The organism is Nocardia sp. NPDC020380 (genome assembly GCF_044386975.1).
In the GTDB taxonomy this organism is placed as follows: domain Bacteria; phylum Actinomycetota; class Actinomycetes; order Mycobacteriales; family Mycobacteriaceae; genus Nocardia.
The window spans coordinates 1-23,539 of sequence record NZ_JBIRVQ010000018.1; the positions used below are offsets into that span (position 1 = coordinate 1).

At 66.1% G+C, this 23,539-nt stretch carries 23 protein-coding genes and 4 pseudogenes; 17 read left to right on the plus strand and 10 right to left on the minus strand.

Annotated elements, in window-relative coordinates; all coding sequences use genetic code 11:
• The 5 genes and pseudogenes from ACH438_RS38515 to ACH438_RS38535 all read left to right on the plus strand — a co-directional run.
• Nucleotides 1–515: pseudogene (locus ACH438_RS38515) on the plus strand (hypothetical protein); the annotation flags it as partial.
• 4 nt (nt 516–519) lie between these two features.
• Nucleotides 520–690: a hypothetical protein gene (locus ACH438_RS38520; protein ID WP_397014713.1), complete on the plus strand. Its 171-nt coding sequence runs from the start codon at nt 520–522 to the stop codon at nt 688–690.
• On the plus strand, nt 674–1,147 hold the full coding sequence (locus ACH438_RS38525; RefSeq protein WP_397014715.1) for an NUDIX domain-containing protein: 474 nt from the start codon (nt 674–676) through the stop codon (nt 1,145–1,147). Before ACH438_RS38520 ends, ACH438_RS38525 begins: the two co-directional genes overlap by 17 nt.
• 104 nt (nt 1,148–1,251) lie before the next feature.
• Nucleotides 1,252–2,043: an SAM-dependent methyltransferase gene (locus ACH438_RS38530; RefSeq protein WP_397014717.1), complete on the plus strand. Its 792-nt coding sequence runs from the start codon at nt 1,252–1,254 to the stop codon at nt 2,041–2,043.
• An 84-nt stretch (nt 2,044–2,127) separates the two neighbouring features.
• Nucleotides 2,128–2,757, plus strand: coding sequence for an LUD domain-containing protein (locus ACH438_RS38535; RefSeq protein WP_397014719.1), 630 nt, complete (start codon nt 2,128–2,130; stop codon nt 2,755–2,757).
• A 1-nt stretch (nt 2,758) separates the two neighbouring features.
• Here ACH438_RS38535 and ACH438_RS38540 read toward each other — a convergent pair whose 3' ends face one another.
• Both ACH438_RS38540 and ACH438_RS38545 read right to left on the minus strand, forming a co-directional pair.
• The gene (locus ACH438_RS38540; RefSeq protein WP_397014721.1) at nt 2,759–4,135 is read right to left on the minus strand and encodes an FAD-binding oxidoreductase; all 1,377 of its coding nucleotides are present in this window, start codon (nt 4,133–4,135) and stop codon (nt 2,759–2,761) included.
• A 358-nt stretch (nt 4,136–4,493) separates the two neighbouring features.
• Nucleotides 4,494–4,784: an SDR family oxidoreductase gene (locus ACH438_RS38545; protein ID WP_397014723.1), complete on the minus strand. Its 291-nt coding sequence runs from the start codon at nt 4,782–4,784 to the stop codon at nt 4,494–4,496.
• A 245-nt stretch (nt 4,785–5,029) separates the two neighbouring features.
• Here ACH438_RS38545 and ACH438_RS38550 point away from each other — a divergent pair, with 245 nt between their 5' ends.
• The 5 genes from ACH438_RS38550 to ACH438_RS38570 all read left to right on the plus strand — a co-directional run bounded on the left by ACH438_RS38550 (nt 5,030) and on the right by ACH438_RS38570 (nt 7,662).
• Nucleotides 5,030–5,392: a hypothetical protein gene (locus tag ACH438_RS38550; protein ID WP_397014725.1), complete on the plus strand. Its 363-nt coding sequence runs from the start codon at nt 5,030–5,032 to the stop codon at nt 5,390–5,392.
• A gap of 95 nt (nt 5,393–5,487) precedes the next feature.
• Nucleotides 5,488–5,979: a MarR family winged helix-turn-helix transcriptional regulator gene (locus tag ACH438_RS38555; protein WP_397014727.1), complete on the plus strand. Its 492-nt coding sequence runs from the start codon at nt 5,488–5,490 to the stop codon at nt 5,977–5,979.
• A gap of 16 nt (nt 5,980–5,995) precedes the next feature.
• Nucleotides 5,996–6,382 (plus strand): hypothetical protein, encoded by a 387-nt coding sequence (locus ACH438_RS38560; protein WP_397014729.1) that lies wholly within the window; start codon nt 5,996–5,998, stop codon nt 6,380–6,382.
• Between the two features lie 51 nt (nt 6,383–6,433).
• Nucleotides 6,434–7,246 (plus strand): HugZ family protein, encoded by an 813-nt coding sequence (locus tag ACH438_RS38565; RefSeq protein WP_397014731.1) that lies wholly within the window; start codon nt 6,434–6,436, stop codon nt 7,244–7,246.
• A gap of 179 nt (nt 7,247–7,425) precedes the next feature.
• Nucleotides 7,426–7,662 carry a hypothetical protein gene (locus ACH438_RS38570; RefSeq protein ID WP_397014733.1) on the plus strand — a complete coding sequence of 79 codons (237 nt, stop codon included), beginning with the start codon at nt 7,426–7,428 and terminating at the stop codon, nt 7,660–7,662.
• On the opposite strand, the pseudogene ACH438_RS38575 reads toward ACH438_RS38570, so the two are convergent.
• A pseudogene (locus ACH438_RS38575) lies at nt 7,659–8,895 on the minus strand (NtaA/DmoA family FMN-dependent monooxygenase). The gene ACH438_RS38570 and the pseudogene ACH438_RS38575 overlap by 4 nt on opposite strands.
• Between ACH438_RS38575 and ACH438_RS38580 the strand changes: the two are divergent.
• Complete coding sequence (locus tag ACH438_RS38580) at nt 8,834–8,959, plus strand: hypothetical protein (RefSeq protein WP_397015059.1); 126 nt, start codon at nt 8,834–8,836, stop codon at nt 8,957–8,959. The pseudogene ACH438_RS38575 and the gene ACH438_RS38580 overlap by 62 nt on opposite strands.
• 35 nt (nt 8,960–8,994) lie before the next feature.
• On the opposite strand, the gene ACH438_RS38585 is transcribed toward ACH438_RS38580, so the two are convergent.
• From ACH438_RS38585 to ACH438_RS38595, 3 genes are all read right to left on the minus strand, one after another.
• On the minus strand, nt 8,995–9,861 hold the full coding sequence (locus ACH438_RS38585; RefSeq protein ID WP_397014735.1) for a GAF domain-containing protein: 867 nt from the start codon (nt 9,859–9,861) through the stop codon (nt 8,995–8,997).
• A 151-nt stretch (nt 9,862–10,012) separates the two neighbouring features.
• Nucleotides 10,013–11,155 (minus strand): FAD-dependent monooxygenase, encoded by a 1,143-nt coding sequence (locus ACH438_RS38590; protein WP_397014737.1) that lies wholly within the window; start codon nt 11,153–11,155, stop codon nt 10,013–10,015.
• Between the two features lie 21 nt (nt 11,156–11,176).
• Nucleotides 11,177–11,332 (minus strand): hypothetical protein, encoded by a 156-nt coding sequence (locus tag ACH438_RS38595; RefSeq protein WP_397015061.1) that lies wholly within the window; start codon nt 11,330–11,332, stop codon nt 11,177–11,179.
• A gap of 15 nt (nt 11,333–11,347) precedes the next feature.
• Between ACH438_RS38595 and ACH438_RS38600 the strand changes: the two are divergent.
• Nucleotides 11,348–11,602, plus strand: a pseudogene (locus tag ACH438_RS38600) (RNA polymerase subunit sigma-24); the annotation flags it as partial.
• A gap of 16 nt (nt 11,603–11,618) precedes the next feature.
• On the opposite strand, the gene ACH438_RS38605 reads toward ACH438_RS38600, so the two are convergent.
• Together ACH438_RS38605 and ACH438_RS38610 are read right to left on the minus strand one after the other, a co-directional pair.
• Nucleotides 11,619–13,103 carry an FAD-dependent monooxygenase gene (locus ACH438_RS38605; RefSeq protein ID WP_397014739.1) on the minus strand — a complete coding sequence of 495 codons (1,485 nt, stop codon included), beginning with the start codon at nt 13,101–13,103 and terminating at the stop codon, nt 11,619–11,621.
• A 53-nt stretch (nt 13,104–13,156) separates the two neighbouring features.
• Nucleotides 13,157–14,380 (minus strand): serine hydrolase domain-containing protein, encoded by a 1,224-nt coding sequence (locus ACH438_RS38610; protein WP_397014741.1) that lies wholly within the window; start codon nt 14,378–14,380, stop codon nt 13,157–13,159.
• Nucleotides 14,381–14,475: 95 nt separating this feature from the next.
• Between ACH438_RS38610 and ACH438_RS38615 the strand changes: the two genes are divergently transcribed.
• The gene (locus ACH438_RS38615; protein ID WP_397014743.1) at nt 14,476–16,506 is read left to right on the plus strand and encodes an ArnT family glycosyltransferase; all 2,031 of its coding nucleotides are present in this window, start codon (nt 14,476–14,478) and stop codon (nt 16,504–16,506) included.
• Between the two features lie 24 nt (nt 16,507–16,530).
• Here the strand turns inward: ACH438_RS38615 and ACH438_RS38620 are convergent, their stop codons facing one another.
• On the minus strand, nt 16,531–16,812 hold the full coding sequence (locus ACH438_RS38620; protein ID WP_397014745.1) for a YggT family protein: 282 nt from the start codon (nt 16,810–16,812) through the stop codon (nt 16,531–16,533).
• A 203-nt stretch (nt 16,813–17,015) separates the two neighbouring features.
• Here ACH438_RS38620 and ACH438_RS38625 point away from each other — a divergent pair, with 203 nt between their 5' ends.
• Complete coding sequence (locus tag ACH438_RS38625; RefSeq protein WP_397014747.1) at nt 17,016–19,262, plus strand: hypothetical protein; 2,247 nt, start codon at nt 17,016–17,018, stop codon at nt 19,260–19,262.
• A gap of 1 nt (nt 19,263) precedes the next feature.
• Here ACH438_RS38625 and ACH438_RS38630 read toward each other — a convergent pair whose 3' ends face one another.
• The gene (locus tag ACH438_RS38630) at nt 19,264–20,148 is read right to left on the minus strand and encodes an esterase/lipase family protein (protein ID WP_397014749.1); all 885 of its coding nucleotides are present in this window, start codon (nt 20,146–20,148) and stop codon (nt 19,264–19,266) included.
• 246 nt (nt 20,149–20,394) lie between these two features.
• On the opposite strand from ACH438_RS38630, the pseudogene ACH438_RS38635 reads away from it, so the two are divergent.
• From ACH438_RS38635 to ACH438_RS38645, 3 genes and pseudogenes are all read left to right on the plus strand, one after another.
• Nucleotides 20,395–22,950 (plus strand): annotated as a pseudogene (locus ACH438_RS38635) (ornithine decarboxylase).
• 65 nt (nt 22,951–23,015) lie between these two features.
• Nucleotides 23,016–23,168 carry a ribbon-helix-helix protein, CopG family gene (locus tag ACH438_RS38640; RefSeq protein WP_397014751.1) on the plus strand — a complete coding sequence of 51 codons (153 nt, stop codon included), beginning with the start codon at nt 23,016–23,018 and terminating at the stop codon, nt 23,166–23,168.
• A gap of 25 nt (nt 23,169–23,193) precedes the next feature.
• Nucleotides 23,194–23,538 (plus strand): VOC family protein, encoded by a 345-nt coding sequence (locus ACH438_RS38645; RefSeq protein ID WP_397014753.1) that lies wholly within the window; start codon nt 23,194–23,196, stop codon nt 23,536–23,538.
• Nucleotide 23,539 lies beyond the last annotated feature (1 nt).

The window sequence follows — 23,539 nt, forward strand, 5'->3', positions numbered from 1 at the left end:
CTCTTCGTTGTAGTTCTTGGACATCGGGTAGATCTTCTCGCTTTCCCTGGTCTGAGACCAAGATCAAGCGTGTCCACTACCCGGGGTCAAGGCCCGATGGGCCCTGGCCGCAGGCTCGGCCTGATCTGAGTGCGGGTGCGCCTGCGACTGCGGAGGTACTCGGCGCGTATGCGCATCGCGCCGAGATACCGAACGATCTCTGGACTTCACTCGTTCTAGGGGCCACCGAGCAGATCGACATCAACGGGTATGCCTATCCGTTCGTCTTCGAGCTGCTTCCCAATGCACCGCAGCTGATCGCATCGAAGTGCCGGCAGGGGGCGCGGGTGCGGCTGGCTTTCGCGGATCCTGATTGTGCTCATGTTCTGGAGCGTGATGCGCTGGAGCAGATGAACGGGACACTGGCGGGGCGTATTCGCAATGCGCTGAACATGTTCGGGCAGCTGACCGATACGCCTGGATACAATCGGTCTGCACACTACGCATCTGTACAACTCGGTGTTCAGGTTCGATGACAAGATGATCGTGACGCCGTATCTGGTGCGCGCTCGCGGGTATCAACACCCTGCTATGTATCTCCGGCAGCTGACCCCGCACGGCATCTTTTCGTCGTTTGCCGATCAGGTGGAACAGATCTGGGGCACGGTGGCCCCCTATGAGCGGGAGGTGGCTCGTGGGCAGTCGGCATGACTACTATCGGGACCCCAGTGCTCCCAAGGCGAACAGCCTGGTGCCGGGCGGCTCGGCGCTGGTGGTCGACGAGCGCGGCGCGATTCTGATGCAGCGACGGAGCGACTCGGGCAACTGGTCGTTTCCGGGTGGGATCATGGACATCGGGGAGACGCTGGAGCAGTGTGTGGTCCGGGAGACCAAGGAAGAGTCCGGGCTGGATATCGAGATCACCGGTCTGCTGGGCATTTACACCGATCCGGAGCACATCATCGAGTACGGCGATGGTGAGATTCGGCAGGAGTTCAACGTTACGTTCTACGGTCGGGTCGTCGGTGGGCGGATCGAGGTCAGCGACGAGTCCACGGAAGTTCGGTTCCTGACCATGGATGAGCTGGCGGAGTTGCCCGTGCACGACACGGTTCGACTGCGACTGCGGCACCACGAGGAGCAGCGGGGTACGCCCTATCTCGGTTAGAGAGTGTCGGCGGGCACAGGCGAACGCGGTTGGGGTGATACGCGGATCGGTTAGCCTGGGCGGGTGCGTTTCTGATCGGGATGGGCGATTGAGGCGGTGGGGTGATGGACGGGAAAATTGGGCTGGGGCAGCCTCATTCGTCGCGGATGTATGACTACTTTCTTGGGGGGAAGGATAATTATGAGGTTGATCGGCAGGCTGCTGCCGAGGTGTTGAAGGTGTGGCCGGGGATTCGGACTGCGGCTCGGGCCAATCGGCAGTTCATGCAGCGGAGTACTCGGTTCCTCGTCGACATGGGGGTTCGGCAGTTTTTGGACATCGGGACGGGGATTCCTACCGAGCCGAATCTGCATCAGATTGCGCAGCGGGGGGAGCCTGGGGCTCGGGTTGTTTATGTGGATAACGATCCCCTGGTGCTGGCGCATGCTCGGGCGTTGATGACGGGGAGTGGGCTGGGGGCTACGACCTACATTCATGGGGATGTCACCGAGCCGAAGTCCATCCTGCAGGCGCCGGAGCTCGGGGAGGTGCTCGATCTGGACGAGCCGGTTGGGTTGAGCATGATCGCGTTGCTGCACTTCGTCGACTCGGGGACCGAGGAGATCATGTCGGCGTTCGTCGATGCGCTCGCTCCTGGGTCGTATCTCGTGATATGCACCGCTACAGCGGATTTCGATCCCGAGCAGGTGGCGACGGCGCGGGCGATCTATCGCGCTCGCGGGATCACGGCGCAGGAGCGCACTCATGACGAGGTCACGGGATTGTTCCGTGGGTTGGATCTGGTGGAGCCGGGGGTGGTGCCGCCGCATCGGTGGCGGGCCGATCAGATGACCGAGGTCTCACCGTCTTACGACGCCGATGTCTCCTGCTATGCCGGAGTGGCCCGCAAGCCCTGACCCGGCGCCTGACATTCCGGAGAGCTGTGTCGTCGAAACACATGGGCGGCACTCGCCCATCGATATCGACTCCGGGAGACGATCATGACCACTTCAGTTCCAGCAGCACAGTTCACCGAGGCCGCCTCCGAGGAGAGCCTGGCGCGGACGGCGGCCGCGCTCACCGCGCACGGTTTCACCGCCGAGATTCTCGACGATGCCGCGGCCGCCCGGGCTCGCATCGAGGAGCTGATTCCCGCGGGCAGCAGCGTATTCACCGGCGCCAGTGAGACTCTCCGCCTGTCGGGAATCGACAAGGACATCAATGCCGGCGACCGCTCCACGTCGGTCAAGGCACGAGTCCTGAGCATGGATCGCGTCGCCCAGGCCGACGAGTTCCGCCAGCTGCTGGCGAGCCCGGATGTCGTCGTGGGCAGCGTCGCGGCGGTCACCGAGACCGGCTCCCTGGTGGCCGTGTCCGCCACCGGCAGCCAGATCCCCTCGTACGCCGGCGGCGCCGCCCGGGCGATCTGGATCGTCGGCGCGCAGAAGATCGTCCCGGACCTCGCCACCGCGCTGCGCCGCGTCGAAGAACACGCACTCCCGCTCGAAAGCGACCGCGCCCGAGCGGTCTACGGTCAGCCCAGCGTGGTGAACCGCTTGCTCGTGCTCAACGGGGAGCTCATTCCCGGGCGCGGCACCGTGCTGCTGCTGCGCGAAGCCATCGGCTTCTGAATCAGTCCACCAGCACGGTGTAGATCCTGTTGTCCGGGTCGACGGTATTGCGCACGGCCTTCAAACGGCTCCAGTTGTCGCCGAAGTAGCGTTCGATCCGGTCGCCGGGCTCGAGGTAGTTGACGTAGCCGCCGGAGGAGGCGGATCTGATCAGCTGATGCGCCGCGAACACCCAGGCCATCGCGATCTCGGATGGAATAGGCTGGTAGGCACCCCATTCCACCATCGCGGCATGATTGCGCCACGGGTAGGCGGCCTCGGCGAGCGGGGTGTCACGCACCGCGCCGTCGAGCGTATTGATCTGCACCCAGCCGGTGTTCCCGGCCTGCGAGAAGGCCGTGATCGCCTCGATGATCACGCCGATCACGTTCTGGTCCAGTGTGGCGACGATATCGGAGCCGTTGGTGAAACTGGCCCGCGGTTCGGTGAGACTGCCGCCGGCGAGGTAGACGATCGCGTCCATATGCGACAGCGTCCGGGATTCCACTGTGAGCGGCCGCATTCCGATGGCGTCGGACAGCGCGTCGACCACGCTGTCCCCGCTGTCTGCGGGGCAGACGATCTGCATCCAACATCGCAGCCCGCCGTGGCCGTCGGCATCGATGCTGACGTCGGCCCATTGGCTGTGGTCGGCGGTCCGCAGCCATTGCTGCCAGCCGGCGATGGCCTGCGCCGCGTGGTCGCCGGGGAAGGTTATCGCGACAACGTCTTTCGAGGTGGCCGGGCAGGTGTTGTAGGTGAACGACGTTGCGACGCCGACGAATTGGCCGCCGCCGCGCAGCGCCCACAGCAGATCGGGCCGCGAAGTATCGGAGACCTGCGTAATGGTGCCGTCCGGCAGCACCAGGGTCGCCCCGGTGAGCCGATCGCAGGTCACGCCGTAGGTGCGGGACTCGAAGCCGAGGCCACCGCCGAGGGTGAGCCCGGCGATTCCCACCGAGGGGCACATGCCGGTCGGCAGCGTCTGCCCGTAGCCGTCCAGGGCCTGGTAGACATCGCTGAGCGCATTCCCGGGCCCGATCACCGCGGATCCGCTGTCATAGTCGACGCCCGCGAGCCCGCGCAGGTCGATGATCATCACCCCGGTTGCGGACGAGACTCCCGCATAGGAGTGGCCGCCGGATCTGGCGGCGAATCGCAGCCCGTTCTCGCCCGCGAAAGAGACTGCCGCCGCGACGTCTTCGGCGGAGGACACCTGCACGACCGCCGCCGGCAGCAGATCGTCGAACCGGGTGTTGAAGATCTGTTTGGCGGCGCCGTATCCGCCGTCGGTGGGCAGGACGACCTGGCCCTGGATCCGGTTCTGCAGCTCACCCCAGTTCGCGCCGGCGGCGATGTCCGCCGCGGACGGCGATGGGTCGGCATGCGCCGCAGGCAACCATGTGGCAGACGCCCACGTGGCCGCCGCGACCCCGAGTACACCTCGCAGAAATGTGCTGCGAGAAATGTCAACGCCCCTGGTATCGATCGCTCGGCCCCTGTTCCCTCATACAACGCTCACCTACCTCTCAAGGTACTTGCAACTGGGGTTTCAGGTCACCCGAACCGGCAGCCGAGCTGCCAACGACGACAACGGATCTCGTTGATCGAATCGTTTCCGGATCGAAATTTCGGGGTGCTGGTGGGCCGTGAGCTGGTCTTGCGATGTGTCCGCGCCGGTTGCTGTGACTTCACCGAGAATATTCTGTGATTTTACCCGGAAGCTGAGATACGGGACCCGTTTCGCCCCTGCGGCTTCACCACGGCACCCGGCCGGCGTCATTGAAATAGCCGCCGGTGGGGCCGTCATCGTCGAGGGTGGCGAGGCGGACAGCTACGCGTGCGCCATCGGCGGCGGACCGGGTCACCCCGGGGATCCCGGCCGTGAAGTCCGTCGCACAGGCACCCGGGTCGGCGGCATTGACCAGGATGCCGTCCGGGGCAAGATGTTTCGCGTATTGGACGGTCACATGGTTGAGCGCGGACTTGGAGGGCGGGTAGCCCAGATACGCGGGCAACCCTGCGAAGTAGTCGTGCGGGTCGGTCATTCGGGCCATCGAAGACGTTGGTGTCCAACACCGCCCGCAGCGTCTCGAGGACAGTCGACCCGGGTACCTGGCTCTCTCGGGGACCGGAGATGCCCGCATTGTTCACCAGCACGTCCAAGCGTCCGTACGCCGCCTCGATCCACGCTGCTGTCGACTGGGAGTGACCCTGCTGAAACGCACCAGCCGCAGCGTCGAACTCACCGATCCTGGAAAGGTGCTGCTGCGCGCGGGAATTCGCGCCTTGGATGCCGTGGCCGGCGCGGTGCGCCCGGCCGAACAACGATCTCACCGGACTGCGCACACTTCACCTGCAGGCGCACAGCCAAATCGCGGTCCTCGCACCCGAGCACCCGCTCGCGGTCCGCGACGGCGGGGAACTCACGCATCTCGTCACCACGCATCGCGCGGTGGCGCTGCTGCCCGATTCCGCTGTGGGACAGTTCCCGCGCAGTCTGCCCTGCATTCCGGTCGCCGATGCCGAGCCGATCGTCTCGGTCCTGGCCTGGCTTCCGGATACCGAATCTCCTGCGCTGTCCGCGTTCCTGCGTCACAGCCGGGCGCTCGCGGAACGACTCGAAACCATTGCCGTCACCAGCCCAGTGCAATAAAGTATTCCTACATAATGAATGACGTACATAAATCTCCGGCCCGGAGCATCCGTGGCACGGACGGACTTCTCTATGACCCTGGTACCCGTCAATCGATGCAAATGCTGGCCGCCGACAACGGGATCGACGCACTCGAAGCAGCGGCGGCCCTGCGATCGGCCTGGCAAGCTGTCGACCGGCTCCGCTCACGAGGCGCGGGCGGGCGCGGGCTGAGCACCGGCGCCTTGGATGTGCTCGGCCGGCTCGGCGCCGCCGATCACGAGCTGAGCATCGGCGAGCTGGCCCGGGCCTGTGGCGTGAGCTCTCGCAATGTCACCGGGCTCGTCGACACTCTCGAGGGCAACGAGCTCGTACGCCGTGTCCCGGATCCCCGCGATCGCCGTAGCGTGCGAGTGGCGATCACCGACGCGGGACGGGAATGGCTCGATTCCTTCCGGCAGCCCACCGATAGAGCAATGTCGGCCATCTTCGCGGGGTTCAGTGCGGACGAGCTCGCGCAGCTCCGGCATTTGTGCCTTCGAGTGGTCGAGAACCAGCAACGGATAGAGCAATACCTCGCCGCGGACGACACGAACCCGGCCCCTTGAGCACTTGGAGAACACCATGACCGCAACGGATTCCGAGGCCCGGCAGGCCGTGCAGACCTACCACCGAGCCCGCCTGCGCGCCGATATCCCCACCGCCGCCGCGCAACTCGACGACGACTTCCACTTCCGCAGCCCATTCATCGAATCCGACAGCCCCACAGGTCATCTCGCGGGCATCGACCAGCTGGTTCAGATCACCGACCACGTCGACCTGATCACCGAGTTCTACAGCGAGACGGATGCCGTCCTGGTCTACGACCTGCATACCAACTCCCCCGCCGGTATCCAGCGCACCGCCGAGCACTTCCGCCTGCGCGCCGGCCGCATCACCGCGATCACCTTGATCTTCGATGCGTCCCCGTGGCAGGCCATCATGGCCGCCGCCCACCTCGAGGCGCACTGACCGGCTGGGCGCTATTGGCTGGGCGACCGACCGGCCCGTAGCCTGTGTCGCATGGCCCTCGACCACGGTGATCCCGGCGACGCTCCCTCGGCTCCGCTACCGCTGACAGCGATTCTGAACGACGCCCGGCCCAGCGCGGCCGAAGAGGCGAGAACAATTGTCGCGGCGACGAATACGGCGACCCTGGCGACCCTCACCGAGGGCGGGTCGCCGTGGGCGTCCTTCGTCACTTACGGATTGCTCGATGGGCAGCCGGTGCTGTGCGTGTCCCGGCTGGCCGAGCACGGCCGGAACCTGGCCGGCGATGCGCGAGCCAGCCTCGCCGTGGTGTCACCCGACCTGCCGGATGATCCGCTGGCGGGTGCGCGGATCACCTTGGCCGGCAGAGCCGAAAAGCCCGAGGGCGAGGAGGCTACCGCCGCGCGTGAGGCGTACATGGCGGCTGTGCCCGCGGCCAAGTACTACATCGATTTCAGTGACTTCACGCTGTGGGTAGTGCGGGTGGAGCGCGTCCGCTGGGTCGGCGGATACGGGCGGATGGATTCCGCGAGTGCCGAGGACTACGCCGCGGCCGCCGCGGATCCGATTGTGCCGCTGGCCGGTCGGGCCGTCACGCATCTCAATGACGATCACGCCGATGCGCTGCTGGCGATGGTGCAGGCCCGCGGCGGATTCCCGGACGCTACCGCGGCCGTCTGCGAGCGTGCCGATCGGTACGGCCTGGATCTGCGGGTCACGACGCCGCGTGGTGTGGCCGTGACCCGGGTCGGATATCTCGAGCCGCTCGACGAAGTCGGTGAATTGCGTGCGGCGACGGTCGAACTCACTCGCCTGTCGCGTGCGGAAGCACCGGACGGTCGGTAGCGAAAACCCCGGTTGAGCTCGCCCGATGTCAATCCGGGTGAGCACCACCGTGCAGCCGTTTCCCCCTTCGACCCTGCCCGGCAGGTTTGGCGCCCGTGACAGCGGGCAGGTGACTGCTGTCGCGCCGTGGCAATGTCGCCGTCCGGCGCGCACCACCGCTGTCAGAAGGGATCGAGACGATGGCGGTCCTCACCACACTCGCGCTCACCGTGGCCGCCGCGGCAATGGTCCCGGCCATGGCCGGGACCGGCTACCGAAACCCGGACTACCCGCAACCCGGATGGGGACTCCCCAGCGGTTGCATCATGCTCTGCGATCCGGGACCCGGCTCGACCATCCTGCCGCCCGATCAACCGATGCCGAGCTGCATCATGCTGTGCGACGACCGATCCGGGTGGATGATGCGCGGCAGCTAGGGCGCCGGCAGCGGCGGCAGTTCGAGGTTCTCGCGGAAAGTGGCGCCCACGTAGTCGGTGCCGACGATTCCACGCCGGCGCAACTCCGGGAGCAGACCGTTCAGCACGAAGTCCCGCGTGCGCGGGTCTGCGAGCCCGCCGAGACTGATGACGTCGAGGACGCCCGCGTCGTAGCGCTCGGCGATGGCGTCCGCGAGCTGATCCGGCGTGCCCGCCGGCGCCCAGTGGCCGGTGTCCTTGGCGGCGATGATCAGCTCCCGCAGCGTCTTTCCCGAACGCGCGAAGGCAGTGAAGATATCGACTCGCCCGCGGCGGCGTTGCACCGACTGCACGTCGGGTAGCAGGTTCTCGGGAATCGGCCGGTCCAGCGGCAGATCGGTGAGATCGATTCCGCCGCCGAACATGTCGGCGAGCGCTAGCCTCCCTGCCTCGAAATCGGTGGCTTCCTCCCGCTCGCGCACCAGGCGCTGCACTTCGGCCTCGGATGCGCCGTAGGTCGCATGGAAGGAGCTCATGATGAGCGGCAGCTCCTCCGAACGGCCCAATTCCACTGCGCGGGAGCGGATCTGCTTCGTGTAGGTGACCGCATCCTCCAGTGTCGGCAGCGACGTGAAGACGACCTCGGCGAATCGCGCACCGAGTTCGATCCCCGCCGCCGACTGGCCTGCCTGGAACTGCACCGGACGCCGCTGCGGCAGCGGCGGGATGTTCAAAGGCCCACGCACGGTGAAGTATTCACCCGCATGGTCGATCGGCCGGACCAGCGACGCGTCGAGGACGGCCCCGCCGCGCCCGTCCGGCGTCAGCGCCCCGGACCCCCAGCTGTCGAACAGCGCATTGATCACCTCGAGCGACTCCGCCGCCCGCGCATACCGTTCCTCGGGACTCGGCAGGTCCCCGGCGCCGTAATTCTCCTCGCCCACCGAGGAGGTGACCGCATTCCACGCCCCCCGCCCATTGCTGACGTGATCCAGCGTCCCGAACAGCCGAGCCAGATTGAACGGATGGTGATAGGTGGTGGTGACCGTGGCGATCAACCCGACATGGCTGGTCGCGGAACTCAACGCCGACACGACGATCAGCGGTTTCCTGCGCGCCGATGGCTCCCTGCGCCCCGAAACTGAGCAGGTCCGCCGCGAACAACGCATCGAACTTGTTGGCCTCCGCGATCTTGGCGATCTCGATCACCGACTCCAAGGTCGATCGCCCCGGATCCACCGCGGCCGCGTACACGTCCGCCGAACCACTGACTCCCGTAACCGTTTTCAGCGGCCGCCGCCGCACGCTGCCCACCTGATCGACGCTAGGCTCCCCACCACGTGGCGGCGATAGTTACTGTCGCCGTGAACGAAACTCCCACACACCCAACGCCGTCGATTCCGGTAGTCCCGGCAGCGAGACCGGCAAGATGCCGGACAGTGGCGCATCACCGCTGATGACATCCGACGGGAGCGAATCCGGCGGCGGAGTCAGCCAGGCCCGGACATGTCCGGATTTCGTGTGCACCAAGGCGGTGGGACGGTCGGCCGCCACCGCACCCAGCACGTCGACGGCGAGCAGGTCGGCTGGTCCGGGGATGTGGTCCGGTAGTTCCTGGCAGATGCCGTGCAGGTAGAGCCGGCCGTCCAAGCGAGCCGCCCGGAAGGCGTAGCGCAACTTCATCATTCGCCCATCGGGGCGGCGCATGAGCCATTCACCGGTCCCGGCGTGATCGGGTTCGGCGGTGTCCACCGCGGTGAGCACCTCGGCCGTGTCACGCAAGTCGGTGAGTGTCGACAGCAGATCGGTGAGGGTGGGTTCCGTACCGGGCGGGAAGCCGTAGAAGTCGGCGCTGCCCGGGTGCGACACCGTGCTCGGCCGCCCGGGGTCGGTGACGTCCCAGGACCAGCCCAGAGCACGCGGCGGCGCCGGTGGATTCTCGTCTCGGCTGCCCAGCCAGACCATGAGCGCATGCACCTGCCGGCCGGGACCGAGAATCGGACGCGCGTACGCCAGCCGGGTGCCGGGGGTGAGGTCGACGAGAGATTGCGAATCCTTCAAATTGTCGACGACCACACCCACCAGTTTCTGGACCATGGTCAGCGAACTGCCTCGGAAAACATTGCTCAGGGGCCGCCATTTGCGGACCCGCGATCCGGCGGCAACCACGGTCGGGGAGTCCGACAGGGTCTCGATGACCAACCATTCACCGTCACTCACCGCGATACCGCCCGCCACCCATGGTTGGCGATGGTAACGAACAAGTGCGGAGTCCGCAGTCCAGGGATTCTCCGGCAAACTCAAGCGTGCTCCCCGCGGGCCGCCGCCACGGGGTCCGCCGGCGATGCCGACGCCGCACCCAGCCAGAAGGTCAGCGCAGCAGCGAATCCCGGGTCCGGGCACCGTCGGGGCCGTCGACGCGGTCTCCCGACCAAGCCACATAGCCGTCGGGCCGGATCAGTACGGCCGCTGGAATATCGTCCGGAAGCTGCTGTACCGCAACGACATCCACCAATGGATGAGAGAAGCGCCCGGCTCCCGCATCAGCCAGCAGTAGCACTGCCCGCCCGCGTTGCAGCAGATCGGTGACCGCACGCGGTCCCTGCCCGGCCACCTCGACGGTGATGTTCGGGAAGAACTCCCCCGCCCACTCCCCATCGCCGGGCGCGCTCGGATAACTCACCGCATGGCCGTTGACCGTATCGGCCAGCCGATCGTGCGCATCGGGGTTGCTGAGCATTTCCCTGATGAACGCGCGCAGCGGATCGTGCTCGGTGCGCGGATTCATCAACATCGCCTGCACCCGGGTGTTCTCGATGACGCGCGCGGCCACCGGCTGCCGCTCGGTCGAATAGCTGTCCAGCACAGCGGGATCGGCGCTGTTGCGCAGTACCGATACCAGCTTCCAGCCCAGGTTCACCGCATCCTGCAACCCGGTGTTCAGCCCCTGCCCGCCCAGCGGATAGTGCACGTGCGCGGCGTCACCGGCGACGAACAGGCGCCCGTCACGATACTGGGTGATCAGGCGGCTGTAGTCGCTGAATCGGCTGGTGTACGCCAAATCCTCCAGGTCGACGCGCCGGCCGGTGATGCGCTCGACCGTGTCCGAGAACTCGTCGGCGGTAATGGGCCGATGCCGATCCGGATCGGGCCCGTCGAATTCGAAGGTGATGATGCGGCTGGACCCGAATCTGTTGAGGTTCAACAGCGTCCAGCCTCGCGGGGTGGGCTGCCAGCCGGGCCGCAGCTGCTCCGGATGCGGCAGCCGCGCCATGCCGAGCATGGCCCGCAGTGTCGGCGGATACTCCACGATGGGAAAGTTCCCGGACTCGCGCACGATACTGCGCGGCCCGTCACACCCGACGCCGTATTCGGCGGTGAGCGTGTAGTTTTCCGAGCCGTCACGGACCGACACGGTGACACCGGCCCCGTCCTGCTCGACCGCGGTGACGGTGTGACCGCGCCGGATCACCGCGCCCAGCCCCGCCGCCCGTTCGCCGAGCGCCCGCTCCACCGAAGTCCAGATACACCGTGCTCATGCGCGCACCCCGAAGATCGGCAGCCGCCCGGTGCGCCGGAAGGCCACCAGCCCTTCGGTGATCACCACGCCGTCCTGCAGCATCTCGATATTGAATTCGACCGTCCCGTCCTCGGTGGGCGGCAGCGGTTTCGCTGTGGTGCGCGTGGCCAATTCGAGTTCGCCCCGCCCGTCGTGGAACTCAATCGCGCGGTCGCGGTGTCCATGGCTTCGGGTCCGGCGGCGGCGCTGCGCATCGTCGACGAGTTGAAAACCGAAGCTGCCCTGTCGAATTCACATCTGCTGCCCAGCGTGCGCGGGGAGCTGCTCACCCGGCTCGGCCGCGTCGCGGAGGCTCGCTGTGAGCTCGAGCTCGCGATCGGGCTGTGCGGCAACCAGAGCGAGCGCACACTGCTCGAAGGCAAACTCGCCAACCTCAACTGACGACTGCCGCCAGCTGCTATCGGTGCAGGGACACCCGATCCAGGTAGCCGTCCAATCCCATGCTCGCGCGGCTCGCCCGCCATGCGAGATGTGCGTCCGGGCGCACCAGCATCGGCTCCGGCACGTCGGCGACCAGGGTGATCACTTCCCCGCCCAGCCGCTGCAAGGCTGGCGTAGGGGAACCATCCGGAACGAGCATCGCCCAACGACCGCCGAGGGCTCGGTGCAGCTGCGCCGTCTCCCCATCGGCCAGGCGGCATTTCACGTCAGGCACCCGATCACCGCTGTGTGCGGCCGCGAGGTCGCTGATGATTGCGGTCGGGAGACCTCGCCGGCGGCCCGAGCTGGCCAGCGGACCACCGCGATAGGAGACGCCGAGTTGACTACCGGCTGCCCGGACCCGGCTCTGGATGAACGATTGCCGCGCGAGCGGTAGTGCGACACGGTCGCGGAAGGTGCGGATCAGGGCATTGCCGCCCAGCATCATGCGGGTGAGGAGTGTGGTCCCGGCGCCCACTTCATTGGCGACCGGGCGCCGTTCGGTTTCGTAGGTGTCGAGGAGTTGCTCGACGGCCAGGCCTTTGGCGACGAGTACCAGCTTCCAGGCGAGATTCTCCGCATCGCCGAATCCGGTGTTCATGCCCTGGCCGCCGAAGGGGCTGTTGATGTGGGCGGCGTCGCCGGCCAGCAGGAGGCGCCCGGATCGGTAGTGGTCGGCGAGGCGGCGCTGGATCCGGAATACCGATGCCCACTCGACCTTGTCGAATTCGATTGCGCTGCTGAGCAGTTCGGTCATGCGGCGGTGCAGTTCCGCCAGGACATCCGTGTCGTCCGAGGACAGGGGCGCGATCAGGCGCCAGAGGTTGTCGCCGGGCAGCGGGAAGGCGATCAGCAGACCGTCCCGATGCGCCCACGCATGGGTGCCGTCGCGGCCGATCGGTAGGTGCGCGCGGACATCGGCGAGCCCGAACCGCTCGATAATGGCTTCGCCGGGGAAAGCGAAGCCGCCCAGCTTGCGGACTGTGCTGTGCGCGCCGTCGCAGCCGACCAGCCAGTCGGCGCGGGTACTTGTCGCATTGTCGAGGGTGACGGTCACACCGTCGGCGGATGGCACGGCGTCGGTGAGTGTGACACCCCATTCGACCGTGCCGCCGAGCTCCGAGAGCCGCTGCCGCAGTTGCCCTTCCACCTCGGCCTGGGAAACCAGCAGGATCGATTGGCTGCTTCCGGCGACCGGGCTCTCGCCCATTCGCACCGTGAGCAGGTCGCGGGCACCCTCGTGAAAGGTGAGGCCCATAGTCGTGATGCTGCGTTGCGGGAGATCGCCGAGAGCGTCCAGCCGGTCCAGTACTTCCGCGCCTCGCGGTTGCACCGCCAAGGCGCGGGAGGTGGTCGCGGGCTCCGCGGCGGCGTCGACGAGCCTGACGTCGATGCCGCGTTGCAGCAACCCGCAGGCCAGGGCGAGTCCTGTCGGTCCGGCGCCGCAAATGAATACTGTCATCCGCTCCCCCTCAGTGACTGCAGTCCGGCCCAGTCTAGGCGCGCGACACCGGGTTACGGGCGCATCACCGCGGAGATCTGGGCGACCAGCTGCCACGGCCGGTTCGCGTCCGCGATGGCTTTGCCGCTGGTGAGGATGGCCCCGGACAGTCCGCGTGCCGGATCGGCCCAGCCGTATTGGGTGGTCAGTCCGCTACGGCCGAAATGGGATTCGGTGTGGTCGCCGAACTTGGAGCGGCGGCCGCCGAGCTCGTAGCCGGCGATCGACACGCGCCCGGCCGCGCCGGGGATCCACCGCGACGGGTGTATTGCGGCGCGCAGCGTCTCGGGCTGCATAATGCGGACGCCGTCCAATTCGCCGCCGCGCGCGAGGATCTCGTAGAAGCGCGACAGCTCGAAGGCGGTCGTGATCAGATTGCCGGACGGCAGTTCGGCGGTGAGGAACGCGCGTTCGGTGTCGGCGGACCTCGGGCCGGAGAATCCGCCGCCGAGCGCTCGGCCTGCGAGATGCTTCCAGACGCGCGACGGGCCCGGGCCGACCTTGACGCTCGGCACCACCTCGTCGACGTCCTCGGGCCGGACCCCGAAGTTGTTCCACCGGAAGCCCAGTGGATCGAGCACCTGCTCCTGCAAGTGTTCCCGCATGCGTTTGCCTGTGGCCCGCTGCACCAGCAGCCGCTGGATCAGGCCACTCGTGAGTGCGTGGTAGACGCGGAACATGCCCGGCCGCCAGCTCGGCACCAGATCCGCGAGCCCGCGCACCGCCAGTTCCTCGTCGAGGACGAGCTCCTGCCCGCGATAGGGCGGCGAGATGAACGGCACGCCCGCCGCATGCGAGAGCACATCGGCGATGGTGATCCGATCCTTGCCGTGCGCGGCGAACTCCGGAATGTATTCGCACACCCGGTCACTCAGCGCGAACGCGCCCTGCTCGATGAGCATGGCCATGACCGCGGCGGAAACGCCCTTGGCCGTGGAGAATCCGCAGAACGGTGATTCGGTGGTGACGAGCCGCTTCTCCGTACCGGGTCCGTCGGTCGGGGCATTGCCCCAGCCGTACCCAAGGGCGCGGTTCAGCACGATCCGGCCGTTGCGGCGCAGGCAGACCTGAATGGCGGGGGTAGTGCCCAGGCGATACCAGGATTGCACCGACTGCCAGATGGCATCGACTTCGCCGGGAGTGAGGCCCGCGGCGGCGGGGTCGTCTTCGGGGCCGAGCGTCGTGGCGGCGTCCAGGTCCGGATCGATGCGGACCAGCGCTGTCGTGCTTGGGCTCATGCCAACAGGATAGTGAGATCACCCGACCTCGACTCACAGCAGATTCCCAGCCTCGAGCCAGGGTTCTCACCGGCTCGTTGGTAAGACTCGCCGCGGTGACAGCGACCACAGCCGAGCTGGCCCCGTCCGAGCCGACCACGCCGCCCACCACCGGAACCGCGACCCTGCCACCTGCCCGCCGCTGGGAGCGGCTCGCGCTGGCGGTGCTCTTGATCGGTACCGCAGCCGCCTACCTGTGGAACATCACGGTCAACGGGATGGGCAACAACTTCTACGCCGCCGCGGCCTGGGCCGGTTCCGAGAACTGGAAGGCCCTGCTGTTCGGTTCGCTGGACCCGGGCAACTTCATCACCGTCGACAAGCCGCCGCTCTCGCAGTGGATCATGGGGCTGTCCGGTCAGATCTTCGGATTCAGCAGTGCGAGCATGCTGGCACCCGAGGCAATCATGGCCGTGCTGGCCGTGGCCCTCATGTACGGCGCGGTGGCGCGGGCGACCCACAGCCGCGCCGCCGGCCTGCTGGCCGGTCTGGTGCTGGCGTTGACGCCCGTGGTGGCGTTGATGTTCCGGTTCAACAATCCGGACGCGGCGATGGTGCTGTGCATGACCGCGGCCGCCTACTGCACGATCCGGGCGCTGCCCAAGGCGAGCTGGAAGTGGCTGGCCCTCGCGGGTGTGGCGCTGGGCTTCGCGTTCCTGGCGAAGATGCTCGAGGGTCTGATGTCGCTACCCGCGCTGGGCCTGGCGTATCTGATCGTCGCGCCGACCACGCTGCGCAACCGGGTGTTGCATTCGCTGGGTGCGCTGGTGGCGCTGATCGTGTCCTCGGGTTGGTATGTGCTGCTGACCATTCTGTGGCCGGAATCGTCGCGGCCGTATCTGGCCGGGTCCAAGGACAACACGTTCATGGATCTGGTGCTGGGCTACAACGGTTTCTCGCGGTATCTCGGCAAGAACCATATCGGTGGAGGCAAGAAGGGCAATCCTTTCGGACTGCCCGAGGGATACGAAATCCCGAAGAGCTTCCGTGGCGGTTTCGGTGGTTTCTCCGGCGCTGGGCCGGACCGCTTGTTCACCGGTGAGATCGCGTTCGAGATCTCGTGGCTGCTGCCTGCGGCGCTGGTCGCGTTCCTGCTGGTGCTGATTTCGCGATGGCGGGCGCCACGCGCGGATCTGGTGCGTGGGGCGAGTCTGGTGTTCGGCCTGTGGGTCGTGATCGACGGTGTGCTGTTCGCCGAGATGAAGTCCGGCATGCACGCCTACTACACGCTGACCATCGCGCCCGCGATCGCCGGTTCGTTCGCCATCGGCGTGTACGAGTTGTGGCGCCGGCGGGCCGATGTGATCGGCCGCGTGGGCGGTGCCGCCTTGATTCTGGCCGCCGGTATATGGGGTTTCGTTGTGCTGCAGCGTAATTCCCATTGGCAGCCGTGGTTGCGCTGGACCGAGCTGGCGGTGACCGTGGTCGCGGCGGTCGGGCTGCTGGTGCTGGCGCTGCCGCCGGCCGCGCGCTGGGATCGCTTCCGCGGCCGGGCGACCGCGCTGCTGCTGGCGATCGGTGTGCTCGCGGGTCTGGCCGGTTCGGCCGCCTACGCGGTGGCCACGCTGCCGGAGTCACACACGGGTGGCGGTCCGACCGTGGGCCCGAAGATGCCGGAGAAGCCCGGCCCGATGGACCTGTTCCGCAAGCAGATTCAGACCATCTTCGGTGGTGACGTCAACCCACAGCTGGTCACCCTGCTGCAGGGCACCGATACCATGTGGTCGGCTGCCATCGACCGCTCCTCCCCTGCCGCCGGGCTGGAATTGGCCAGTCGCACTTCGGTTCTCGCGATCGGCGGTTTCCTCTCCGAGGATCCGGTGCCGAGTCTGTCCCAGTTCCAGGATTACGTCCGCAATCACCAGATCACCTACTACCTCACCACCCAGGTGCATCTGCCCGACGCGTGGCGCACCGACAAGAAGCCGGCCGAAACCGGCCCCGATGCCCCGAAACCCGATCCCGACCAGGGCATCTGGTACCCCGGCGGCAACGCTGACATCCGCAACTGGGTCCAGGCCCACTACACCCAGACCCGCAAGATCGGCGACATGGTCGTCTACGACCTGACCGCTCCCGCCCACTGACCCGGCGGCTTCACCACGGCTTCCTCACAGGCTGAACGCGATAGACCGCAAAACCAGCACGAGAATGAAGATGATGGTGAACGCCAGATCCAGTGACACACTGCCGAGCCGAACCGGAGGTAGCGCCCGCCGCAGCGGAGCGATCACCGGTTCGGTTACCCGGTAGGTAAACGCCCGAACCTTGTACGTCCACGGTGCAACGTCACCCCGACTCAGCGTCTGCACCCAATCGACAATCAACCGCACGATCAGGATCAGCAAAAACACCGTCAGGAGCCATCCGAGCACGGTTCCAACAATGGTCACGGCAAACTCCTTCGTCTGGTGCAAACCGTCTTACCAGGCTCAACGCACCCAATGACCTAGAAGTGCCGGACCATTTCCGCGTCGCGGTGAACGCCCCGGTGGAACTGGGGGCGGCTGGGGTGCTTGACCTTGGTTGGTGGGTCTTCGACGATGGGCGGATGGTGGCGGCGTGGAGACGGGCCTGTGCCGGTCGAGGGTTGGGTGTGGGGCTGGTCTTGTCGGCGGTGCTGGTCGGGGTGGCGCCGGGGGCCGGGGCTGATCAGGGGGACGGTGGGGTGGGGTGGGCGGCTGATTCGGAGAGTTATGCGCCGGAGGATTTTCATGCGGCGCCGTATTTGGGGAATGGGCGGATCGGGACTGTGGTGCCGCCGAGTGGGGGTGGGTATCACGATTATGGGGAGGGGGTGCAGACCTCGTTTCCGTTGCTGCAGTCGCGGTATACGGGGACGTATTTGGCGGGGTTCTATGCGCGGCAAGCACTTTCGCAGAACGTGTGGAACAACACTCAGGTGATTGCGGCGTTGCCGGCCTGGTCGGGGTTCACCGTGAGTGTGGGCGGGAAGGACTACGGGCCGGGGGTGGATCCGGCGGCGGTGCGGGATTATCGGCAGACGTTGGATTTTCGGGGCGCGACGGTGACGACTACGGCGGAGTGGGTGCCGGATGCGGATCATCGGGTGGATTTGCGTTATGAGACTTTTGTTTCGCGGGCGCGGCCCGATCTGGCTGTGCAGAAGCTGACGATCAAGCCTCGGTTTTCCGGTCGGCTGGATGTCACCGATGCGATCGATGGTTCGGCGGCGCGGCGTGTGACGCCGGTGAGTGCGAATGCTGATGCTGCGCAGCATCGAATCTCGGTCGGTGTTCGCGCTGAGGGGACTCAGGACACGGCGTTCATTGTCTCCGGTGATGAGACTCCAGCGGGGATGGTGGGGACGTCGTTGCCGGATGGGAGCGGGATCCGGTATGACGCGGCTGTGGAGGACGGCCGGTCCGAGACCTTCGTCAAGTACGTCGGTATCTCGTCTACCGATTACGGCGCGGACCCACAGGCTCAGGCCACCGCTGCCGCGGAATCGGGTCGGTCCGCCGGGTTCGATGCCGTCCATGGCGAGCATGCGAATGCGTGGGATCGGTTGTGGCAGCCTGCCATCGATATTGCCGGGCGTGATGACTATCGGGGGTGGGTGCGCAGCGCGTTGTATGCGGTGCTGTCCAGTGTGCGTGAGGGCGATCGGTGGTCGTTGCAGCCGGCGGGGTTGTCGTCGGATGACTATGGCGGGCTGACCTATTGGGATGCTGAAACATGGATATTCCCAACGCTTCTCGCGCTGTATCCGCAACTCGCGCGGACGGTGGTGGATTTCCGTGCCGCGGCCTTGCCACAGGCGGAAAGCAATGCGCGGGGTTACGGGCTGCCGGGTGCGATGTATCCGTGGGACGACGGGCCCGCTCAGCAATGCGCGTCACCGGCGGTGTGTGGGTTCACCGAGGAGCATCTGCACAATGAGATCGCCTTGGCGCAGTGGCAGTACTTCGTGGCCACCGGCGACGAGGCGTGGCTGCGCAGCACGGGTGCGCCGGTGATCGTGGCGATCGCGGACTATCTGGCTGCGCGGGTCGGGCCGAAACTGCCTGATGGGAAATACCATTACGCTCCGGCGGCAGGCTCCGATGAGTATGTGTCGGTGACGGTGGACAATGCGCTGACCAATGGCGGGGTCATGAACACGATGCGCATTGCGGCACTGGCGGCGCAGCGTGCCGGTTTGCCGGTGGATCCGCGGTGGGCCGATATCGAGGCGAATATGGCGATGCCGGGCGATATCGCACCCGGTGTGCCGGCCGAATACCTCGGTTACGGTGGTGCGCCGATCAAGCAGGCCGACACGGTGCTGCTCAGTTACCCCTTCTCCTATGCCGCGCAAGGCTATTCACCCACGGACACCTTGCACTATTACTTCGACCGCACCGATCCCGGCGGCCCGAACATGAGCAACAGTGTCGGTGCGATCCTCAGCGCTGAGCTCGATCCGTGCCGCACACAGGAATACCTCGACCGATCCGCGCAACCGTACGTCCGTGCGCCGTACGGATTCCAATCCGAGGCGCGCGGTGACCGCTCGGGGGCCAATGCGCTCGGTCAGTCGGCGTGGATCTTCATCACGGGATCGGCGGGCTTCCTGCAGGGACTGTTGTATGGCCCGACCGGATTACGCTGGACAGATACCGGCGCGCGCCTGGATCCGATGCTGCCCAGCGGATTTCCCGACGGCATGACCGTGCACGGCCTCGCCGTCGGCGACACCCGATTGACGGTACGCATCGAATCCTCCGGCACCACGGTCACCGCCGAGTCAGGACCGGCCGTCACCCTGGACACACCCATCGGCAACAAGACCATCGCATCAGGGCAATCCCTGCGACTGCCGACTCGCGCAGCCTGTTGAGTCAGGGGCAGGGAGTGCCCTCGAAGTCCGGATCGAGGGCCCGCTCGATGATGTAGGCGACCGTGGGCGATTGCGGCAGCGTGGCATGCAGGTACGCATCGGCCGGGCACAGGTCCTGGACCATGACGTTGTTCACGGTCGCGCCGGGACCGGCCCGCAGGAAGGTCGCCTCCGGTGGCGTCGAGACGTCGTCGAGCCGGCTCGCGATCGCGGTGTAGGCGATGCCCGGGACGGTATCGCCGTCCGCATTGAGTGCGCGCAGGAACTCACTGCCGGTGAGCTGCTGCAACACCGCGACTCCGGTGAACGGCGCGGCCAGCCACTCCGGACCGTTCGGGGCCGGAACACGATTCGCCAGCAGACCCCACAGGCTCATCCCGTGATTGGGTCCGACCAGTGTGATGAGATGCCCGACCTTGTCGGCGCCGTCATCGAAGCGCACATACTGCCGTGCCACCTCCGCACCCTGTGAATGCCCGACCAGCGCGACCTTCGCCGCACCGGTCGCACTGCGCACCTGCTCCACGAACGCGCCGATCTGCTGCGCGGAAGCATGAATGTCCCCGGTCGCGTACTGCCCCGGGATCGCCCCGAGCACACTCGACGTATCCCGCCCATAGTTCAGCGAGAACACGCAGTACCCAACCGCTTTCAACCGCGGCGCGAGCACATCCCACGCGTTCTGGTTGTCCCACGTGCCATGAATCAGCACAACGGGCTCGGGATGCGCCGCGCTCGGCACGCAACTCCAGTCGTTCGATCCGGGCGGCGCGACGCTGCCGTCCGGATTCTTTCCGAACGGCACCGCACCCGCATTCGGTGCACTGCACGCAACGAGAATTCCGAGTGCGGCAACGGCCGCGACCCGCCATTTCGAGCCAACCACCCGGATTCCTCCTCTGATCAGGCCACCAGGACGAATTATCAACCGCACAAATGATCTTCATCGATCATGCCGAGGACTTCCGCGCGGCGCACGCCCCCGGTATCAAGGTCACTCCCGCAGCAGCGGCCGCCCGCACTGTCACATGACGGATGTGCGCTGTTCGACTGCATGTCACCGGCGGGCGAGACGAGTTTGCGAACCTTGACCCGCGTCGGACGAGCCACGGTGACTCGGGATAGGACCGCCATGACAGAACATTTGCGCGCCTACAACAGTCTGTGGCAGGTCCGCGGCGACTCCTGGTGCCGATTGGAGGAAGCCTCCGATCGGCTGACCCGCCCGACCACCACGGGCGAATCGAAAGACAAATGGGCCGGCGTCTGCAAGGAACTGCTCGCGCGCCTGAGCACCCTGGAACCTTATTGGGCTTATCCCGGTTCACCCCAATTCGCGCGCTTGCAAAGGCTTTTCGTGGTGGGCAGCTACGACAAGTTCGCCCAAGCGGTCGCACGGATCAATCGCGCATTGACGACGGAGTCGTATCGCTCGGGCGATGTGGAGAACGCGGGCGCCGACGACCTGGATATGTTCCCGGCCGATCCGCGGCAGCTCGAACATGCCTCGGCCACTCAACGCGACCGCCCCTATTTCGAAGTCCTCGTGGTCGAGAAGATGACCGAGGACCAGGAACGGGCGCTGCGCAACGAGGTCCGTAAATGGCGGCGCCCCGACGACGAATTCGTCTATGAACTGGTGGTGGTCGCCAGCGGCGACGAGGCGCTCATCGCGGCACGGCTGAACGTCAACCTGCAGGCCGTGATCATCCGGCGGCGGTTCTCACACCAGTCGACACGAGACCTGTCGGCGCTGTCGGAATTCGCCGACAACGACATCTCGCACGAATTGGCCGATCACCAGACACCCGAGGAGCGCGCGCAGATTCTCGCGGTCTCCATGGCGAAGCTGCGGCCCGAACTCGACCTGTACCTGATGACCGAGGTCGAGGTCGAAGAGGTCGCGGGCCGCCTGGGCAAGTACTTCCGCCGGGTCTTCCACGCCCGCGAAGGCATGCTCGAACTGCACCTGTCGATCCTGCAGGGCGTGGCGACGCGCTATCACACCCCGTTCTTCAGTGCGCTCAAGCAATACAGTCACCGGCCCACGGGTGTCTTTCACGCACTGCCGATTTCGCAGGGCAAGTCGATCGTCAACTCACAAATGGCACGTCGACGGCCAACAAGGTGGTCACCCTGGCGCTCGTCGCGCCCGGCGATATCGTGCTGCTGGATCGCAACTGCCACCAGTCCCATCACTACGGCATGATGCTCGCGGGCGCGAATGTCGTTTACCTGGACGCATATCCCGCTCAACGAGTACTCGATGTACGGCGCGGTCCCGCTGCGCGAGATCAAGTCGAAACTGCTGGCCCTGCGCCGCGCCGGGAAACTCGACCGCGTGAAGATGATGTCGCTGACGAACTGCACGTTCGACGGCATCGTCTACGACGTCGAGCGGGTCATGGAGGAATGCCTCGCCATCAAACCCGATCTGGTGTTCCTGTGGGACGAGGCGTGGTTCGCGTTCGCCCGTTTCCACCCGGTCTATCGGACGCGCACGGCCATGGCCTCGGCGCGCGCCCTGCGCGAGCGGCTCCAGGAGCCGGAGAGCATGCGCCGCTTCGAGGAGTCGCTGACCGGCGAAACACCCAGCGACGAGGAGCTTCTGAACCGTCGGCTCGTCCCGGACCCGGCGCGGGCCCGCGTGCGCGTGTACGCGACCCAGTCGACCCACAAGACGCTCACCGCCTTGCGGCAGGGCTCGATGATCCATGTCTACGACCAGGATTTCGAGCAGAAGGTCGCGGAGTCCTTCCACGAGGCCTACATGGCGCACACCTCGACCTCGCCCAACTATCAGATTCTCGCGTCGCTGGATCTCGGCCGCCGGCAGATGGCGCTGGAAGGCGTCGAACTGGTGCAGCGGCAGATCGAGAACGCCATGCAGCTCCGCGATGCGATCGACAATCATCCGTTGCTCAGCAAGTACGTGAACTGTCTGCGCACCACCGATCTGATCCCGGAACGCTTCCGCCCGTCGGCCATCGCCCAGCCGCTGCGCTCGGGCCTGCGCAATATGATGGCCGCCTGGGAGCAGGACGAATTCGTCCTCGACCCGTCCCGCATCACCCTCTCCATCGGCCGCACGGGCTACGACGGCGACACCTTCAAACGCGAACAGCTGATGGATCACTCCGGGATCCAGATCAACAAGACCTCCCGCAACAGCGTGCTGTTCATGACAAATATCGGCACCACGCGTAGCTCGGTGGCCTTCCTGGTGGAGGTGCTGGTCAATATCGCCCGCGATCTCGACCAGAACATCTCCGAGATGAGTCTCGGTGAGCGTGAGCATTTCGAGCAGGCGGTGTACCGCTTGACCGAACGTTCGGTGCCCCTGCCGGACGTCGGTGGCTTCCACCCCGCCTTCCTCGATCACAGCGGTAGCGAGCCGACCCCCGAAGGCGATGTGCGCCGGGCCTTCTACCTCTTCTACGACGACACCAACTGCGAATACCTCAGTGGCGACCAGATTTACGAGCGTCTCGACGCCGGAATCGACGTCGTCTCGGCCACCTTCGTGACGCCCTATCCCCCGGGCTTCCCGGTTCTGGTCCCCGGCCAGCTGTTCAGCCGCCAGGTCCTCGACTTCATTCGCGACCTCGACACCCCGGAAATCCACGGCTACAAGCCGGACTTCGGCTACCGCGTCTACACGGAGAAGGCCGTCGAGATCGCGAGCTGACCTGCCTGTCCACCTTCTCACCGGAAAGACTAGCGGCTAGGTTGCTAGCATGCTAGCCTTGTCTCGTGGGCGACGAAGATGTGAAGCAGTTCAACGTGTACCTGCCGATCAGTTTGATCAAGCAGGTGAAGATGCATGCCATCGAAGAGGGCATGTCACTGTCGGCACTGGTGGCCGATGCGCTGCGGTCATATCTGGACGACCCACGCCAGCACTGAGATTCGGTAGGACAGGAGGCCTGACGTGAGCATCGAAGGCATTGAAGCGGTATTTCTCGAAACCCATAACTGGGGCCGGGCAGCGAAGTTCTACGAGGCCCTCGGCTTCGAACTCGAGTTCGCCACCGACCACAACTCCGGCATGCTGCGGCACCGCACCGGCCCGTACCTGTTCCTGGCCGAGGTCCCGCCCAGCCAGGAGACCAAGACGAGCCTGGTACTGAAGGTGACCGACGAGCAGGAATTCCGGCCGGACCCGATCCTCGAGGTGACCACCGAGTTCGAGGACACCCACTACGGCACCCGCGAACTCACCGTGCGCGACCCCGACGGCCGCGACTGGGTGCTGTCGGCGCCCGGCAAGGCCTGAA